Below are 17,819 nucleotides of genomic sequence, written 5' to 3' on the forward strand. Positions count from 1 at the left end.
TGCAACCGCTTGTAAGGCGTGTGCATCTCGCAACGAGGTTGGGATTTATCCTGCTTTATTGGGTTTCATTGTGAAAAACTTTGCTGATAGCATTGAAGTGGTTTATTAACTTTCCAGCGCCAAGCTTGGCGCGTGGGGGACGGTGTGAGCTTTCTTGACACGCTCTTGGGCCGCAAGCATCCGCCAATGATCGGACTGGACATCAGTTCATCAAGCGTGAAGCTGGTCGAGCTGAGCCAGACTGCGTCTGGCGAATTCATCCTGGATCGGTTTGCGTCCGAGCCTTTCGAAAAGGGCTGGATCGCCGATGGGCAGATCGAAAAATTCGACGAAGTGGCCGAAGCGGTTCGCAAGGTGGTCAACAAGAGTGGTTCGCGTACCAAGCATGTCGCGATGGCCATGCCTCAGTCTGCCGTGATCACCAAGAAGATCATGTTGCCTGCGGGCCTGCGCGAAGAAGAGATGGAGATGCAGGTCGAGGCCGAGGCCAACCAGTACATCCCGTTCTCGCTGGATGAGGTCAGCCTGGACTTCTGCGTGGTGGGCCCCAGCACCACGTCTGCCGGTGATGTGGAGGTGCTGATTGCCGCTTCTCGCAAGGACCGCGTGCAGGATCGCCAGGGCCTGGCTGAGGCGGCTGGTCTCAAGCCGGCCATTCTGGATATCGAGTCGTATGCGTCCCGCCTGGCCATGCAGCGCCTGATTGGCGCCTTGCCTGGTGAGGGCAAGGATGCCTTGGTGGCGCTGTTCGAGATCGGCGCTGAGAACACCAGCCTGAAGGTGCTGCGTGACGACGAGCTCCTCTATGACCGCGATCAGGCTTTCGGTGGTGCGCAGCTGACCCAGCTGATTTCCCGCCAGTATGGTTTCTCGTTTGAAGAGGCCGAACAAAAGAAGTTGTCTGGTGATCTGCCGGAGGACTTCCAGAACGCCATCCTCGGTCCTTTTGTCGATAGCCTGTCTCAGGAAATCGGCCGGGCGCTGCAATACTTTTTCACCAGCACCCCGCACCACAAGGTGCACTACGTGATGCTGGCCGGCGGAACCGCAGCCCTGCCTGGGCTGAAGGACCGTGTCACCGAACTGACTGGATTTGCCTCCATGGTCGTCAACCCCTTCGAGGGCATGAAACTGGGGTCGGCCGTGCGTGAGAGCAAGCTGCGGCGCGAGGCGCCGGCTTACCTGACGGCGTGTGGCCTGGCCATGCGGAGGTTCCTCGCATGATTTTGATCAACCTGTTGCCTCACCGCGAGGAAAAGCGGCGACTGCGCAAGCAGACTTTCTTCGTTGGGCTGGGTGTGTCCGTGCTGGCTGGCTGCCTGATCGTGGCGCTTTGGTATGCCGTGCAACTGCGCATGATGGCCACGCAGCAAACCCGCAACGAGATTCTGAACACGGCCATCCACAAGCTGGATGACGAAATCAAGGACGTGTCTGCCCTGAAGGCTGAAATCGACTCGCTGAAAGCGCGTCAACGTGCGGTGGAAGACCTGCAAACCGATCGCAACATGCCTGTGTACCTGCTCAACGAGCTGGTATCGCAAACACCGGAAGGCATCTACCTGACCTCGATTCGTCAGAACGGTCAGAGCGTGTCGGTCACGGGTTATGCCCAGACCAACGAGCGCGTCTCGGAGTTCCTGCGCAACACCAACAACAAGTCCACCTGGCTTGAGCATCCTGAACTGGTCGAAATCAAGGCCTCTGCATCGACGGGCAAGGATGCACGTGACGCCAAGCGCTTGTTTGATTTCTCGATGCGCGTGAGCCTCAAACGTCCTGGTGAGGTATCCAGTGCTGCCAGCGCCGCTTCTGCACCCGGTGCAGCCGCATCCGGGGTCAAGCCCTCCCAGTCAGGTGCTTCGGCCCCTGTGAAGTCCGGAGCGTGACGTCATGGCCAATCCGAATATCAACATCGATCTGAACGCCTGGTTCGAAGATGCCCAGCAGCAGTTCCGCGGTCTCAACCCCAATGAGCCAGGCCAGTGGCCCATCCTGCCCAAGCTGTTGACCTTTGTGGCAACCGCTGCGGGCGTGGTGGCGCTGGGCTGGTTTGGGCTGCTGTCCGGTCAAAGCGATGAGTTGCAGGCCGAGCGCGACAAGGAGCCTCGCCTGAAAGAGGAGTACCGTTCGAAGGTCGCGCAGGCTGTGAACCTGGGCGAGTTGCGCAAGCAGCGTATCCAGGTCGAGGAATACGTGAAGCAGCTTGAAAAGCAACTGCCTGGCAAGGCCGAAATGGACGCCTTGTTGTCAGACATCAACCAGGCTGGTCTGGGGCGTGGGCTTGAGTTTGATCTCTTCCGCCCTGGGCAGGTCGCGGTCAAGGACTACTACGCCGAGTTGCCGATTTCCATTCGGGTGACCGGGCGTTACCATGACATCGGTTCCTTCACGGCTGACATCGCCAACCTGTCGCGTATCGTGACCTTGCACAATCTGGTGATCGCTTCGGCCGCCAAGGACAAGGATCAGCAAGGCAATCTGTATATGGAAGCCACCGCGCGAACCTACCGCTATCTGGATCAGGCTGAGTTGGAGGCGATGCGCGCCGATAAAGCCAAGCAGAAGAAGAATGAGAAGGGGGGCAAGCAATGATGCGCCTCCAACGTTGGATGATCGCCTCTGCGGCCGTGCTGTCTCTGACAGCCTGCACGGGTGAGGATGACGAGCTTCAGGCCTGGATGGATCAGCAGCGCCACGAGGTGCACCCGACGGTGCAACCATTGTCGCCGCCTCAGAAGTTCAATCCTCAGATCTACGCGGGTGCGGATGGTATGGAGCCGTTCAGCAACCAGAAGCTGACTGGTGCCTTGAAGCAGGAAGCGCGTCAGCCGAATTCTGCGGTGGCGGCCGAACTCAATCGGCGCAAAGAGCCACTGGAAGCCTTCCCGCTTGACAGCATGTCCATGGTGGGCAGTGTCAATCGCAAGGGCGTTCCCTATGCCTTGCTCAAGGTCGACAACCTGCTCTATCAGGTGAAGTCGGGTGAGTATCTGGGGCAGAACTACGGAAAGATCACCAAGATCACCGAAACAGAAATCACTTTGCGTGAGATTGTGCAGGACGCCGCTGGCGAGTGGATCGAGCGGCCGACGACCTTGCAGTTGCAGGAAGGCGGTAGCCGATGAAAACGAATCTGGAGATGAAGACTATGAAACCGTGGCGTGTTGCATTGGCCGGTCTGAGCTTGGCGATGATCTCGCCCCTGACCTGGGCGGCTGCGGCGATCCAGGCCATCACCAGCAGCCAGCAGGCTGGTGCTGATGTGATCCGCATCGATCTGTCTGAGCCGCTGGCCACGGTGCCAGCCGGGTTTGTGGTCCAGACGCCGCCGCGTGTGGCCATCGACCTGCCCGGTGTGACCAATGGTCTGGCGCGCAACTCGGTGGAAGTCAACCAGGGCAATGTGCGCTCGGTGAACGTGGTCCAGGCGGGCGAACGTACGCGCCTGGTGCTCAATCTGCGCCAATCCACGACGTACCGGGCTCAACTTGATGGCAAGAGCCTGTTGTTGATTCTGGATTCGGGCGCCAACTCGCCAGCTCAGACCGTGGCCGCTGCGACGACGCCAGCCGCAACCGGTGCAGCGGCGGCTACGACGGCCAAGGCCGCGCCCAAAGCCGATGACACGGTGCGCTTCGCCGAGAACAAGAACGTCAACCCGCTGGCGCTCAAGGACATCGATTTCCGTCGCGGCCAGGATGGTTCCGGTCGCGTGGTGGTGGAGTTGCCAAATAACCAGGTGGGTGTGGACATCAAGCAGCAAGGCCAGAGCCTTGTCGTCGAGTTCGTGCGTGCCACCTTGCCAGAGCGTCTGCGTCGTCGCTATGACGTGACGGACTTCGGCACGCCTGTGCACGCGGTGTCAGCCAGCCAGGTCGGCGAGCGCGTCAAGCTGGTGGTCGATCCCAAGGGTGACTGGGAGCACTCGGCCTACCAGAGCGACAACCAGTTTGTGCTGGAAGTGCGTCCTCGCAAGGTGGACCCCAACAAGCTGACGCAAGGCCCGGGTTATTCGGGCGAAAAGCTGTCGCTGAACTTCCAGAACATCGAAGTGCGCGCCCTGCTGCAGGTCATTGCTGACTTCACCAACTTCAACGTGGTGACCAGCGATACCGTCACGGGCAACGTGACCCTGCGTCTTAAGGATGTGCCCTGGGATCAGGCGTTGGACATCATCTTGCAGGCCAAGGGTCTGGGTGTGCGCAAGTCCGGCAACGTGCTGTGGATTGCCCCCAAGGATGAAATCAACGCCAAGGAAAAGATCGATCTGGAAGCCAAGGCTCAGGTTGCTGCCCTGGAGCCCCTGCGCACGCAGTCCTTCCAACTCAACTACACCAAGGCTGAAGAAATTGCCAAGGGCCTGGCAGGCACGAACTCCAGTTCTGGTGGTAGCAAGGATGCGCGAATCATGTCGCCGCGTGGCAGCGTGATCTTTGAAACTCGCACCAATCAGTTGTTCGTCAACGATATCCCTTCCAAGCTGGAAGAGATTCAGCAGATGATCGCCAAGATTGACATCCCGGTGCGCCAGGTGCTGATCGAGGCCCGCATCGTGGAAGCCAGCGACACCTTTGGTCGTTCGCTGGGCGTGCGCCTGGGGGCGCTGGATAACCGGACCAAGGGTTTCGGTGTGGGCGATACCGGTGTGCGTGGGTCGATTGGCGGCACCTACATCGGTGTGGGTGAGAACACCCTGCAGGCCAAGCTGACCTCGGGCAGCTACGTGCCCAACACGTATTTCGTCAACATGCCGAGCACGGGCTTCAACGGCTACAACGCTTCTTCCGTGGCCTTGTCGCTGTTTGGCGCCAGCGCGAACCGCTTCCTGAATCTGGAGCTGTCGGCACTGGAATCGGATGGCAAGGGCAAGATCGTGTCGAGCCCTCGTGTGATCACGGCTGACCAGGTCAAGGCCTTGATCGAGCAGGGTACCGAGTTGCCATATCAAACGGCGACATCCAGTGGCGCCACGGCCATCGCGTTCCGCAAGGCCAACCTGAAGCTGGAAGTTACGCCGCAGATCACGCCTGAAGGCAGCATCATTCTGGATGTGGACGTGAACAAGGACAGCGTGGGGCAGGTGACCACAGCCGGTTACGCCATCGATACCAAACACGTCCAGACTCAGGTGCTGGTTGAAAACGGCGGTACGGTTGTGATCGGCGGTATCTTCCTGCAAAGCGAGAGCAGCACGGACACCAAGGTGCCTTTCCTGGGTGACCTGCCTGTGTTGGGGCATCTGTTCAAGGCCAATACACGCCTTGCAGATCGTTCCGAGCTATTGATCTTCCTGACGCCCAAGGTTGTCACGGAGAAATCAGCGCTGCGTTGATCACCTGCGGGCAGGCGGCTTGTGCCGCCTGATCCCGAAGCGTGCGGTCAGTCAATTCGTTGGCTGGCCGCATTTTTTTGTGCAGCCTGCGTCACTGCTTCATTGCCGTAGCAATGTGAAAAAAGCCATAGTTTTCCAGCGATAGCGAAAACAGCACGCCATCTAGCATCACTTTCAACCTCAACGGACTGCAGACGTTTGGCGCCTGCGTGTGGCGTTGATTGAACTCAAGCGAGAGCCACGCCGTGGCTTCGCGCGGCAGATTTGAAAGTAATGGGTGATGGCTATGAACTGGAATAACCTGGTGTTGAGCGTCTTGGTGGCTGCACTCGTGGCTGCCTGTGGCGGTGGCGGAGGCAATGCCAGCACGCCTACTTATGACGTCTCCAGTGATGCGACCTTTGGCAGCGGCACCAGCGGCAACACAGGTGGTTCGGGCAGCACCAGTTCAGGTTCAACCACCACCACCACCAATGTCAGTTCGAATGCGGCGGGCTCGGTCATCCTGTCCTTGACCAGCAATCAGATCAGCGCGTCACAACCGACCACGGTCACGGCCGTTGTCAAGGATGCGGCAGGCTTGCCCGTTGCCGGGGCTTTGATTCAGTTCAGTTTGTCCGGAACTGGCGCTACGGCCCTGGCGGGGCTTGCGCCGGAATCCGCATTGACAGATGCCTCTGGGCAGGCTGCCACCACCCTGACACCACTTTCTGGCGCCACCACGGGTGCGGCCTATGTCAACGCCAGCGCCGACACGGCTGCAGGGACGCTCACTGCCAGAAAGGCGTTTTCGGTCAGTGCCACCAACGTGAGCCTGAGTGGTGTCTCGCTGTCGCCATCCAGTATCAATGGCTATAACACCGCCTCCATCAACATCACAGTGGCCGGTGCCAGCAGCACCACCCCTGTGACAGTGAACGTCTCATCGACTTGCGCGACGACGGGCAAGGCCGCGATCTCGCCGACGTCCTTGACACTCACGGGCTCGAGTGGCTCGGTGACGTATCAGGACAAGGGCTGTGGCTCTGCCACGGGCAGCGGTAGCGCCACGGACCGTGTGAGTGTGCAGATCGTGGGTACAACGCAGCAGCGTTACGCTGATCTGACCGTGGCGGCGCCTGTGACGCAGGGCATCCAGTATGTGTCGGTCGATAACCCGACGATCTGCCTTGTCGGCACAGGGTGCCCCAGTGTGGCCAATGTGGTCTTCAAGGTGGTGGACCAGACTGGCGCTGCACAGCAAGGGGTGCTGGTGGACTTCAGTTTGAGCAACAGTGCTGCCACGCTCGGATCGACCTCTGGTGTGACCGCATCCGACGGGCAGGTATCCGTCGCTGTGGCGAGCAAGAGCACGCCTACGCCGATTCGTGTTGCAGCCCTGGTACACGGAACGAGTCTGCAGACGGTATCCAATACCCTGACGATTTCAGGCGGCCTGCCGGTTGCCGGCGTAGACAACAGCCATAACGGCATCTCGTTTGCGCCGACGAAGTACGGCTTGAATGGCAATATGGACGGTGATTTCGCCGTGCTCAGTCTCCATTTGACAGATCGATATGGGGCCCCTGCGGTGAATGGAACGGTCGTCAATCTGGTGTCTGACGGTGGCACGGTGGTGCCTGCCTATTGCGTGACAACGGACGGAGCGTGCAATGTGAAGCTCGTTGTCACCAACCCCAGGCCGCTCAACGGTCGCGTTCATGTGGTTGCCTATGCCAATGGCCAGGAATACTTTGTCGATACGGATGGCGACGGCATCCACGACAACGGTGAGAGCTATGACGATGTGGCCGCTGCAGTTTGCCTGGACAAGAACGAAAACGACAGTTGTGACGCCACGGAGTTCATCGTGGGTGATATCAATGCGCCAGATGCCGGCAACGGAGCCTGGGACTCGGGTGGCAGCGCGTTTGCTCGCCTCCAAAGGACCTTCTTCTTCACGAGAACGGCTTATGCGCCGCGTTTGTATGCTGCCAGCGGCGGTGTGTGCACGGACAACCTGGCCACCAATACGGATCTGACGGTTGCCATGGGGGGAGCTGCGAGAGCATCCATTCAGTTCTGTGTTCGCGATGCCAATACGAATGCCGATGCGGACTACGGTGGGAACCCGATCGCTGCGGGCTCTACCATCGTCGGTGCTCTTACCATGGCCAATGCGGAGGTGACCGTCGGCAACTCGCCTGTGCCTTCCGTGCTCAGTGGCCCGACCATTCACACGCTCACGGTCAAGAACACGTCAACGACCACGCCTCAACCGGCACTGGCCAGTGGCACGGCTGACCTGACGTTCAATATGGACGGCAACTCTTTCACGCTCAGGAATGTCGTTACCATTACCCCTTGATCCTGGTTGATTGAGCGGATGGGCAAATGATCATTTCACTCGTGGGCTTGCCCGGCGGCGGCAAGTCCACTGTAGGGCGGCAGTTGGCCAAGCGCATCGGTGCGCGGTTTCTCGACTCCGATGCGGTGCTGGAAGAGCGGATCGGCATGCCGATCCGTCAGTTTTTCGAGCAGTTCGGTGAGGCTGCTTTTCGTGATCACGAGGAGGCGGTGATCGACAGCCTCACGGCCGAAAACAGGGATGCTGCCCTGGTGTTGGCGACGGGTGGGGGCGCCTTGCTGCGGCCAGTCAATCGCGAGCGTTTGAAGGCGCGCACGACCGTCGTGTACCTGCGCTCCACGCCCGAGGAGCTGTATCGTCGGCTCAAGCATGATACGCAGCGGCCCTTGCTGCAGGTGGCTGATCCGTTGGCCAAGTTGCGTGAGCTGTACGAGCAACGGCACCCTTTGTATGAACAAACGGCGCATTACTGCGTGGATACAGGGCGACCTTCAGTGGCCACACTGGTCAACATGATCATGATGCAGCTCGAGGTGGCCGGGGTGCTCAGACCCGACGCGTGAATGAAAAAAGGGACCTTGATCAAGGTCCCTTTTTTTCCGGCTTGGCTCGCCAGCCAGGCAGGCGCTCAGTCCAGCTTGAGTTGCTTGAGGTAGGCTCGGAACCATTCACCCACTTGCGCGTGTTGCAGCGCCAGCTCCACGTTGGCTTCCAGGAAGCCTTCCTTGCTGCCGCAGTCGTAGCGCTTGCCTTCGTACTGGTAGGCGAACACCTTCTCGAGGTTCAACAAGCCGGCAATGCCATCGGTCAGCTGGATCTCGTTGCCCACACCGCGAGGCTGCGAGCGGATCTGTTCGAACACGGCTGGCGTCAGGATGTAGCGACCGGCCACACCCAGCCGTGAAGGTGCGTTTTCAGGCGAGGGCTTTTCGACAATCTTGGAGATGGCCATCACGCGCTCTGACACGGGCGTGCCCGCCACAATGCCGTAGCGCTTGGTGTGTTCAGCGGGTACTTCCTGCACGGCCAGGATGGAGCCTTGCAGTTCATTGAACTGATCAACCATCTGCTTGAGGATGGGGGTTTGACCAACCATCAGGTCATCGGCCAGCAGTACGGCAAAGGGCTCGCCGCGAACCAGGCGCTCACCACACAGCACGGCATGGCCCAGGCCCAGGCTCTTGGGCTGGCGCACGAACACGCATTCCATGTCGTTGGGCTTGATGGACTGCACGGTCTTGAGCAGTTCCAGCTTGCCGGCATGTTCCAGCTCGTATTCCAGCTCGAAAGCGGTGTCGAAGTGGTCTTCGATCGGGCGCTTGTGGCGGCCTGTCACGAAGATCATCTCGCGGATGCCCGCATCGTAGGCTTCTTCAACCGCGTACTGGATCAGGGGCTTGTCCACCACGGGCAGCATTTCCTTGGGCTGGGCCTTGGTGGCTGGCAGAAAGCGGGTCCCGAGGCCGGCAACAGGGAAGATGGCCTTAGTGATGCACATGAAACTACTCCTGAGAGACAGGCCGGGATTGTGTCACCGGCATGGTCATCTTGTGTAACGAATCGTCCCCCTGTTTTCCAGGGGGATGCCTCAATTGCGGGGGAGGGTTCAACCCAGTCGCTGGAGTTGGCTTTGCAGGCGCGCCAGCGTGGCCGTGAAATCCGTCACACGTTGCTTTTCCTGTTCAACCACAGCAGCGGGAGCGCGTGCCACGAAGCTTTCGTTGCCGAGCTTGGCGTTGGCCTTGGTGATCTCGCCTTCCAGTCGGGCGATCTCTTTGGACAGGCGCGCCTTCTCGGCTTCGACGTCGATCTCAACGTGCAGTGCCAGGCGGGCCTCGCCTTGCACTGCCACTGGCGCCATGGAGGTGGCCGCCGCGAAGGCTGCTTCGTCCAGGATCTTCACTTCACTGAGTTTGCCCAGTGCCTTGAGGATGGGCGCAGCTTGCGTGATGAACTCGGTGTCACCGGTGGTCAGCATGGGCACGCGTTCGGCGGGGGAGAGGTTCATCTCGCCACGCAGATTGCGGGCCGTGCCGACCAGGGCCTTGAGCTTGCCCACCCAGGCGTCGGACTCGGCGCACACGCGTTCCATGTCCGGCACAGGGTAGGGGGCCAGCACGATGCTGTCGTCCGAGTCAGCTTGTTTGCGACCGGCCACCGGGGCCACCACTTGCCACAGCTCTTCGGTGATGAAGGGGGTGATGGGGTGCAGCAGGCGCAGCACGGTCTCTAAAACGCGGATCAGCGTACGGCGGGTGCCACGCTGTTGTGCCTCGTTGCCCGACTCCTTGGCCACATTGAGCTGGGTCTTGGCGATCTCGATGTACCAGTCGCAGTATTCGTCCCACACGAACTGGTAGATGGCGTTGGCCACGTTGTCGAGGCGGAACTCCTTGAAGCCTTGCTCGACCGCTGCTTCCACGCGCTGCAACTCGCTGACGATCCAGCGGTCAGCAGGGCTGAAGTACAGATAGCCGTTGGCGGCGCATTGGCCGGGCTCGTGCTTGACGAGACCGCAGTCCTGACCTTCGCAGTTCATCAGCACGAACTTGGTGGCGTTCCACAGCTTGTTGCAGAAGTTGCGGTAGCCCTCGCAGCGCTTGCTGTCGAAGTTGATGCTGCGGCCCAGGCTGGCCAGTGCGGCAAAGGTGAAGCGCAGGGCATCGGCGCCATAGCCGGGAATGCCGTCCGGGAACTCCTTTTCAGTGTTCTTGCGGACCTTGGGCGCGGTTTCGGGTTTGCGCAGGCCGGTGGTGCGCTTGTCCAGCAAGGGCGCCAGTTCGATGCCGTCGATCAGGTCGACCGGATCCAGCACATTGCCTTCTGACTTGGACATCTTCTGGCCCTGCGCATCGCGCACCAGGCCGTGGATGTACACGTGCTTGAACGGCACCTTGCCCGTGAAGTGCTTGGTCATCATGATCATCCGGGCAACCCAGAAGAAGATGATGTCGTAGCCGGTGACCAGTACCGAGGAGGGCAGGAACAGGTCCATCTCCTTGGTCTGCTCAGGCCAGCCCAGGGTGGAGAAGGGCACCAGCGCAGACGAGTACCAGGTGTCCAGCACGTCTTCGTCGCGGGTCAGCGTGCCTTCGTAGCCGGCGGCCTTGGCGCGCACATGGGCTTCTTCTTCCGTGCGGGCCACGAAGATCTCGCCATTGTCGCCATACCAGGCCGGGATCTGGTGGCCCCACCACAGCTGGCGCGAGATACACCAGTCCTGGATGTTCTTCATCCACTGGTTGTAGGTGTTGACCCAGTTCTCGGGGACGAACTTGACCTCGCCGGACTCCACCGCCTCGATGGCCTGCTCGGCAATCGACTTGCCTTGTGCACCGGGCTTGGTCATGGCCACGAACCATTGGTCCGTCAGCATGGGCTCGATGATCTGGCCGGTACGGGCGCAGCGCGGCACCATCAGCTTGTGCTTCTTGATCTCGACCAAAAGACCTTCGGCTTCGAGCTGGGCGACCAGGGCCTTGCGGGCCACGAAGCGGTCCAGGCCACGGTAGGCCTCGGGGATCTCTTCGAGGTGCGACACCACTTGCGCGTCCAGCGTGAAGATGGTGATCATCGGCAGGCTGTGGCGCAGGCCGACCTGGTAGTCGTTGGTGTCGTGGGCCGGGGTGACCTTGACGACGCCAGTGCCAAACTCTTTGTCCACGTGCTCGTCGGCGATCACGGGCACGAGGCGGCCGGTGATGGGCAGTTTGACCAGCTTGCCGATCAGGTGGGTGTAGCGCTCGTCTTCCGGGTGGACCATGACGGCGGTATCGCCCAGCATGGTCTCAGGACGGGTGGTGGCGACAACCAGAGTCTCATCGCTGCCATCGATGGGATAGCGGATGTGCCACATCGAGCCGTCTTCTTCCTCGCTTTCGACTTCGAGGTCGGACACGGCGGACTTGAGGATCGGGTCCCAGCTCACCAGGCGCTTGCCGCGGTAGATCAGGCCTTCTTCGTACAGCTTGACGAAGGTGTCGCTCACCACCTTGGACAGCTTGTCGTCCATGGTGAAGTACTCGTGCTCCCACGAGACCGAGTCACCCATGCGGCGCATTTGCTGCGTGATGGTGGAGCCGCTTTGCTCCTTCCATTCCCAGATCTTGGCGACGAAATTCTTGCGGCCCAGGTCATGACGCGACTGGCCTTTTTCCTGCAACTGGCGCTCCACCACGATCTGGGTGGCGATGCCGGCGTGGTCGGTGCCGGGCACCCACAGGGTGTTGTGACCCAGCATGCGGTGGTAGCGCGTCAACGAGTCCATGATGGTCTGGTTGAAGGCATGGCCCATGTGCAGCGTGCCCGTCACATTGGGCGGGGGCAACTGAATGCAGAAGGATGGCTTGGCGGCATCCAGGGTGGGCTTGTACAGACCGCGCTGCTCCCACTGGGGGCCGTATTGGGCTTCAATCGGGGCGGGGTCGAAGGATTTGGCGAGTTCGGTCATGGTGTAGGGGGCTCGTGGGCGCCATTTCTGGGCCAAACCGCGATTTTAGGTCGGCTCGGGCGTTCCAAGGGCGGTTTGCTTGCGTTCCGTCGCCAAGTAGCCGGCAAATGGTCTGCGCGGGGCCTTCATGTCGCTTTCATGCGGTGGATCAAAAACCCTCGGTTTTGATGTCGCAGTGTGGTCTTAGGTGTTGGCGTCGAAAGATTCGCGATCTAGGATAAGACAAGGTCAGTCAATTGACTGACATGTGAATTCAAGGCGTTAGGAGGCTTTCATGTACGAACATTTGTTGGTGCCTGTGGATGGCAGCGAGTTGTCGAACAAGGCGATCGCGCACAGCATTGGCCTGGCCAAGATGCTGGGCGCGTCCATCACTGGTTTCACCGCCGAGCCACCGTTGCCTGTGCTGGTGGTCGAGCAGGCCGCCGTGGCTTATGACGTGGCCACGTTTCAGGAGCACGAAAAGCGCTGCGAAGCCCATGCGCGCGAAATCCTGGAGGCGTTTGCGGCCAAGGCCAAGGAGGCCGGGGTGCATTTTGATGGTCAGTTCATGATCACTGACAACGTGCAGCAGGGCATCGTGGACACCGCCCAGCGCCAGGGGTGCGACCTGATCATCATGGCCACGCATGGTCGCCATGGTCTGGATGCCCTGATTCACGGTTCTCTGGCCAAGAGCGTGCTGGCGCACAGTCAATTGCCGCTTTTGATCCTGCATTGATTTCATCGACTGAAAAAGGAGCGCGACATGAGTGAATTGACAACAGCCCAGAAGGACAAATTGATGGCTGACCTGCAACTGGTGATGGCCGATGCAGAGGCCTTGCTGGCTGCGACTGCGGGTGATGCCGGTGCGGGTGTGGCCGAGTTGCGCAACCGCGTGCAGGCGACTTTGTCCAGCGCCAAGACGGGCCTGATTGAAGCCCAGGCTGCAGTCGTGGACAAGGCCAAGGCGGCGGCCAAGGTGACTGATGAATACGTCCACGAGAACCCCTGGAAGTCCATCAGCATCGCGGCGGGTGCCGGTTTGCTGATCGGCCTCTTGCTCGGGCGTCGATGAATGAGTGAATCGCAGCAGAGCCCGGCTGCAGGCGGGACAGTTGGCGCTGATGGCGCGCGCGGGCGTCTGATGTCGTCCGTGCAGGGCCTGGCCGCGACCTTGACGGCCATTTTGCAGACCCGCCTGGCTTTGCTGGCCACCGAGGTCGAGGAAGAAAAGCAGCGACTGCTGGGTGTATTGGCCTGGGGCGCCATCGCCATCCTGATGGGCACAGTGGCCAGCGTGTTCCTGGCCGCGTTCATCACGGTGCTGTTCTGGGACTCGCACCCGCTGCTGGTATTGGGAGGCTTGACGCTGGCGTTTGCTCTGGCGTGCCTGTGGGCGGTGCGGCGTGTCAATGCGATAACCGGCTCACCCGAGGGGATGCTGGCGGCCTCGCTGGCCGAGTTGCAGGCTGATCAAGAGGCCCTGCTGGCTGCCGCGCGTGGCAGCAATCAGCCACCAACAGGGCGGGAGTGATGGCCATGTCTACCCGTATGTCTGAACTGGCCCTGAAAAAACGCATGCTGCAGCAGCGCAGCGCGGTGCTGCGCCACACCTTTGCGTTGCAGGTCAACACCAGGATCGCGCCGATGGCAGGCATGGCCGACCGAGCCTTGTCCACCGGACGGTGGTTGGGTCGGCACCCCTATTGGCTGGTGGCCGCCAGCGTGGCGCTGGCAGTGTGGCGGCCCAAAGGCGTGGCGCGGCTGGCTGGGCGTGGCCTGTGGTTGTGGCAGACTTGGCAGCGCTTGCAGCCTGTGGTAATGCCGCTTTTACTGCGACTGGATCAGGCCCGCAAGGCGCCACAGGGGCAAGACGACAACAAGGCATCGAACAAGGTGCCGATCAAGGAATGACAACAATGCGCATGACGTTTTACGGCGCTACGGCCACGGTGACCGGCTCCAAGACCTTGGTGGAGGTGGGCGGACTGAAGCTGCTGGTGGACTGCGGCATGTTCCAGGGTTTCAAAACCCTGCGAGAGCGCAACTGGGCACCTTTGCCTTTTGATCCGGCCAGTCTGGATGCCGTCTTGCTGACCCATGCGCACATCGATCACAGTGGCAGCCTGCCGTTGCTGACGAGGCAGGGCTTCAAAGGGCCCATCTGGGCCACCGCAGCCACGGCAGACCTTGCCGAGGTGCTGCTGCAGGACACGGCGCATCTTCAGGAAGAAGAGGCCTACTTCCGCAACCGCCATGGCAAGACACGCCATCAGCCCGCCGAGCCTCTGTATACCGTCAAGGACGTGAAGGCCTGTCTGACGCACTTCAAGCGCGTGGCCTCGGATGGCGCGATTGAACTGGGGCAGGGCGTGCGTGTGCGCTTTTCTCCGGCTGGGCACATCCTGGGCGCAGCCAGCATCGCCATCGAATACCAAGGCAAGACGGCCTTGTTCTCGGGCGATCTGGGGCGTGACGATGACCTGGTGATGGTGCCGCCGCAGACGGGCCACAAGGCCGATTGGGTGGTCATCGAGTCCACCTACGGTGATCGGCTGCATCCCGCCATGGACCCCATCGAGAAGCTGGGCGATGTGGTGCGCCGCACGGCTGCGCGTGGTGGTGTGGTCATCATTCCGGCGTTTGCCGTGGGTCGCACGCAAGGTCTGCTGTATGCGCTCTATCGTCTGAAAGAGGCGGGTGCCATTCCGCACCTGCCAGTGATCCTGGACAGCCCGATGGGCATTTCGGCTACCGGCCTGTACGAGCGTCATCGCGCCGAACATCGCCTGACAGAGGATGAATGTCAGGGCATCCACCACATGACGCGTTTTGTGCGCGACGTGGAGGAGTCCAAGGCCCTGCTGCGCCAGCACTATCCCATGGTCATCATCGCTGGCAGCGGCATGGTCACGGGCGGCCGCGTGCTGCATCACATCGAGCATTACGGCCCTCAGCCACGCAACTCGATCGTGCTCAGCGGCTTCCAGGCTGGCGGCACCCGCGGCGCATCGCTGGCCGCTGGCGACACGTCCATCAAGCTGTTTGGTGAGTACGTGCCCATCCGGGCCGAAGTGACACAGATAGAGGGCCTTTCGGCTCATGCTGATCAGGCTGGCTTGCTCAACTGGCTCAAGGGCATGGCGCAAAAACCGGAGCACGTCTTCATCAACCATGGCGAGCCACAGGCCGCCGATACCTTGCGCCTGCGCATCCAGGAGCAGTTGGGCTTGAACGCGAGCGTCCCCGATTACAAGGACTCGGTGGATCTGACTTGACCTGACGCAAAGCCATGGGCGCGTGAGGCCGTTACCTTCTGGGCCATTCCATTTTGAACGATGCCCATGATGCAAGAGACGCCCGATCACGCTGCCGCACCTTCCGCGCACATTGATGCCGCCCTGGCCAGCAAGCTGGGAGGCAGCGGGCTCAAGAGCATGAAGCTGGGCGGGCGGGATCTCCTGCCCATCGTTCAAGGCGGCATGGGCATTGGCGTGTCGGCACATCGGCTGGCAGGTAGCGTGGCCGCGATGGGTGGCATGGGCACCATTTCCTGCGTGGACATTCGTCGCCACCATCCCGACCTGATGGAACGCACGCAGGGCTGGTCATCGCGCGTGGGGCAGGACGAAGCCACACGCGACGAGATCAACAAGGCCAACCTTGAAGCCGTCGAGCGAGAGATCAAGGCCGCACGCCAGCTGTCCGAAGGACGCGGCTTGCTCGCCATGAACGTGATGCGTGCCGTGAGCGATTACACCGGCTATGTGAAGCGCTCGCTGGAGGCCGGCATTGACGCGGTGGTGGTGGGCGCAGGCCTGCCGCTGGACCTGCCGGATCTGGCTCAGGATCATCCCAATGCCCTGTTGATTCCGATCCTGTCGGATTCACGTGGTGTGCAGTTGATCATCAAAAAGTGGGAGCGTAAAAAGCGTCTGCCGGATGCCATCGTGATCGAACACCCGCGCCTGGCTGGTGGTCACCTGGGTGCCGCGAAGATTGCGGATCTGAACGATCCACGCTTTGACTTCGAGCGTGTGATTCCCGAGGTGCTGGCCTTCATGCGCTCGGCCGGGATCGAGAAAGAGATCCCTTTGATTGCGGCTGGCGGCATCCGCACCCGTGACGACATCCAGCGTGTGCAGGACTTGGGCGCTGCAGGCGTGCAGTTGGGCACGCCCTTTGCCGTCACCATGGAAGGTGATGCGCATCCCGAGTTCAAGCGCGTACTGGCCGAGGCCCGCGACGAGGACATGGTGGAGTTCACCAGCGTGGCGGGCTTGCCGGCCCGTGCGGTGGCCACGCCCTGGCTCAAGGCTTACTTGAAGATCGAATCCAAGCTGCAGGCGGTCAGCCATGCCAAGAAGCGTTGCACCAAGGCCTTTGATTGCCTGGCTCAGTGTGGCTTGCGCGATGGTTTGCCGGGCTGGGGGCAGTTCTGCATCGACAACCAGCTGGCTGCTGCCATGCGGGGCGATATCAAGAAGGGCTTGTTCTTCCGTGGCACGGGCGCCTTGCCTTTTGGCAGTCAGATCCGCAGCGTGCGTGAACTGATGGAGCGCTTGCTGACCCGCGAAGAAGCCATCGCGCTGGCTGCGGCGGCCTGATAAGGCTTGGGCGGGTTCTGCGCCTGATGCGTTCAGGGGGCGGCTGGATCACCCAGGTCAGCGGCCTTGAAGCGCGCGATGCGCTCTTCATCGGCGGGGTGACTGCTGAAGGCAATGCCCAGCTCCTCGCCTGATGGTCGGTTTGCCTTCAGCCGTTGAAAGAACACGGCCATCACCGAAGGCTTGATCTGGTTGTGGCGCATGAAGGCGATGGCGACGTCATCGGCCTCGCGCTCCAGTGCGCGTGAATAGGCCAGATGCCCCATCAAGGCGGGGGCGCCGGCCAGCCAGGTGCTGAAGTCACCAAAGGCCACGCTGCTGACCACACCCAGCAGCCCGGTCTGGATCAGCGAGCGCAGACCATGGCGCAGCCTGACGTGGCCCATCTCATGGCCCAGGATGCCCAGCAAGACGTCCTCCCGGTCGTGCAGCAAGGCCATGAGATCGTCGGTGATCACGATGCTGCCGTCGGGCAGGGCGAAGGCGTTGGGGCCGATGCTGGCGTGCCGAAAGTGCAGTTGTATGGCGGGGTAGGGCTGGGCGGCGTCCTGTGTTGACTGGCTGTGGTCCTGTCGGGTGGCGTCGTTGAACTTTTGCCGCCAGCGCGCTTGCACCGCCTCGCCCAGGTGGCTGGGGCGCAGCCATTGCTCGTCCATGGCCTGCAAGGTCCGCTGCCCAAGTTCCTGATCCACAGACGCGGGCACCAGCGGGGTCAGGGCGCGTGCCGCCATGGGCAGGCCCCACCAGTATCCCAGCACGGCCACCAGCAGCAGCACACAGGTGGCCAGGGCCGTCCACCGCCAGCTTTGCTGCGCACGCACGACCAGCGGTTCTCCCAACTGGTGGGCCTTCAGCCAGTCGTCCCAATGGCTGTTGTCGAGCGACTGCACAAGGCCACCATCGGCGAAATGGGCGCAGCGGGTGCCGTGCCGCGTGCGCTCTGACCACTGCACCTTGTTGAGCGCGACCTGCCTGAACAGGTCCGGCCCTGTGAGTTGCAGCATGCCCTCGTGTATGCGCATGCTGACCCGATGCGCGCGCGTGGACAGACCATCAAAGTAGTCCACGAGAAGTGGGTTGTCAGACACGGACATG

16 protein-coding genes are annotated in these 17,819 nt (G+C 61.2%); 13 read left to right on the forward strand and 3 right to left on the reverse strand.

Annotated features, from left to right (window positions below; translation table 11 throughout):
• Positions 1 to 144 precede the first annotated feature (144 nt).
• From HY836_RS14875 to HY836_RS14905, 7 genes are all read left to right on the forward strand, one after another.
• Positions 145 to 1,224: a pilus assembly protein PilM gene (locus HY836_RS14875; protein ID WP_290677344.1), complete on the forward strand. Its 1,080-nt coding sequence runs from the start codon at positions 145 to 147 to the stop codon at positions 1,222 to 1,224.
• Positions 1,221 to 1,889 carry a PilN domain-containing protein gene (locus HY836_RS14880; protein WP_290677347.1) on the forward strand — a complete coding sequence of 223 codons (669 nt, stop codon included), beginning with the start codon at positions 1,221 to 1,223 and terminating at the stop codon, positions 1,887 to 1,889. The genes HY836_RS14875 and HY836_RS14880 overlap by 4 nt, the downstream gene beginning before the upstream one ends.
• A 4-nt stretch (positions 1,890 to 1,893) precedes the next feature.
• On the forward strand, positions 1,894 to 2,595 hold the full coding sequence (locus HY836_RS14885) for a type 4a pilus biogenesis protein PilO (RefSeq protein ID WP_290677350.1): 702 nt from the start codon (positions 1,894 to 1,896) through the stop codon (positions 2,593 to 2,595).
• On the forward strand, positions 2,592 to 3,128 hold the full coding sequence (locus HY836_RS14890; protein ID WP_290677352.1) for a pilus assembly protein PilP: 537 nt from the start codon (positions 2,592 to 2,594) through the stop codon (positions 3,126 to 3,128). Before HY836_RS14885 ends, HY836_RS14890 begins: the two co-directional genes overlap by 4 nt.
• A 23-nt stretch (positions 3,129 to 3,151) precedes the next feature.
• Positions 3,152 to 5,335, forward strand: coding sequence for a type IV pilus secretin PilQ (pilQ, locus tag HY836_RS14895; RefSeq protein WP_290677683.1), 2,184 nt, complete (start codon positions 3,152 to 3,154; stop codon positions 5,333 to 5,335).
• Between the two features lie 280 nt (positions 5,336 to 5,615).
• Positions 5,616 to 7,682 (forward strand): Ig-like domain-containing protein, encoded by a 2,067-nt coding sequence (locus HY836_RS14900; protein WP_290677354.1) that lies wholly within the window; start codon positions 5,616 to 5,618, stop codon positions 7,680 to 7,682.
• Between the two features lie 26 nt (positions 7,683 to 7,708).
• A complete protein-coding gene (locus HY836_RS14905) occupies positions 7,709 to 8,245 on the forward strand; it encodes a shikimate kinase (RefSeq protein WP_290677357.1) in 537 nt (178 codons plus the stop codon).
• 65 nt (positions 8,246 to 8,310) lie between these two features.
• On the opposite strand, the gene galU is transcribed toward HY836_RS14905, so the two are convergent.
• Entirely contained in the window at positions 8,311 to 9,180 is an 870-nt protein-coding gene (gene galU, locus HY836_RS14910; protein ID WP_290677360.1) for a UTP--glucose-1-phosphate uridylyltransferase GalU, read from the reverse strand.
• Positions 9,181 to 9,288: 108 nt separating this feature from the next.
• Complete coding sequence (locus HY836_RS14915; RefSeq protein WP_290677363.1) at positions 9,289 to 12,132, reverse strand: valine--tRNA ligase; 2,844 nt, start codon at positions 12,130 to 12,132, stop codon at positions 9,289 to 9,291.
• A 274-nt stretch (positions 12,133 to 12,406) separates the two neighbouring features.
• Here HY836_RS14915 and HY836_RS14920 point away from each other — a divergent pair, with 274 nt between their 5' ends.
• The 6 genes from HY836_RS14920 to HY836_RS14945 all read left to right on the forward strand — a co-directional run bounded on the left by HY836_RS14920 (position 12,407) and on the right by HY836_RS14945 (position 16,724).
• The gene (locus HY836_RS14920) at positions 12,407 to 12,853 is read left to right on the forward strand and encodes a universal stress protein (RefSeq protein ID WP_290677365.1); all 447 of its coding nucleotides are present in this window, start codon (positions 12,407 to 12,409) and stop codon (positions 12,851 to 12,853) included.
• Positions 12,854 to 12,880: 27 nt separating this feature from the next.
• A complete protein-coding gene (locus HY836_RS14925; protein WP_290677368.1) occupies positions 12,881 to 13,192 on the forward strand; it encodes a YqjD family protein in 312 nt (103 codons plus the stop codon).
• Positions 13,193 to 13,651 carry a phage holin family protein gene (locus tag HY836_RS14930; protein WP_290677370.1) on the forward strand — a complete coding sequence of 153 codons (459 nt, stop codon included), beginning with the start codon at positions 13,193 to 13,195 and terminating at the stop codon, positions 13,649 to 13,651.
• Positions 13,652 to 13,656: 5 nt separating this feature from the next.
• On the forward strand, positions 13,657 to 14,031 hold the full coding sequence (locus tag HY836_RS14935; protein WP_290677372.1) for a YqjK family protein: 375 nt from the start codon (positions 13,657 to 13,659) through the stop codon (positions 14,029 to 14,031).
• Positions 14,032 to 14,036: 5 nt separating this feature from the next.
• Positions 14,037 to 15,395 carry an MBL fold metallo-hydrolase gene (locus HY836_RS14940; RefSeq protein WP_290677374.1) on the forward strand — a complete coding sequence of 453 codons (1,359 nt, stop codon included), beginning with the start codon at positions 14,037 to 14,039 and terminating at the stop codon, positions 15,393 to 15,395.
• Positions 15,396 to 15,554: 159 nt separating this feature from the next.
• Positions 15,555 to 16,724, forward strand: coding sequence for a nitronate monooxygenase family protein (locus tag HY836_RS14945; RefSeq protein WP_290677686.1), 1,170 nt, complete (start codon positions 15,555 to 15,557; stop codon positions 16,722 to 16,724).
• 32 nt (positions 16,725 to 16,756) lie between these two features.
• Here the strand turns inward: HY836_RS14945 and HY836_RS14950 are convergent, their stop codons facing one another.
• Complete coding sequence (locus HY836_RS14950; RefSeq protein ID WP_290677377.1) at positions 16,757 to 17,818, reverse strand: M48 family metallopeptidase; 1,062 nt, start codon at positions 17,816 to 17,818, stop codon at positions 16,757 to 16,759.
• Position 17,819: the final 1 nt, after the last annotated feature.

It is taken from the genome of Aquabacterium sp. (genome assembly GCF_016234775.1).
In the GTDB taxonomy this organism is placed as follows: Bacteria; Pseudomonadota; Gammaproteobacteria; order Burkholderiales; family Burkholderiaceae_C; genus Aquabacterium.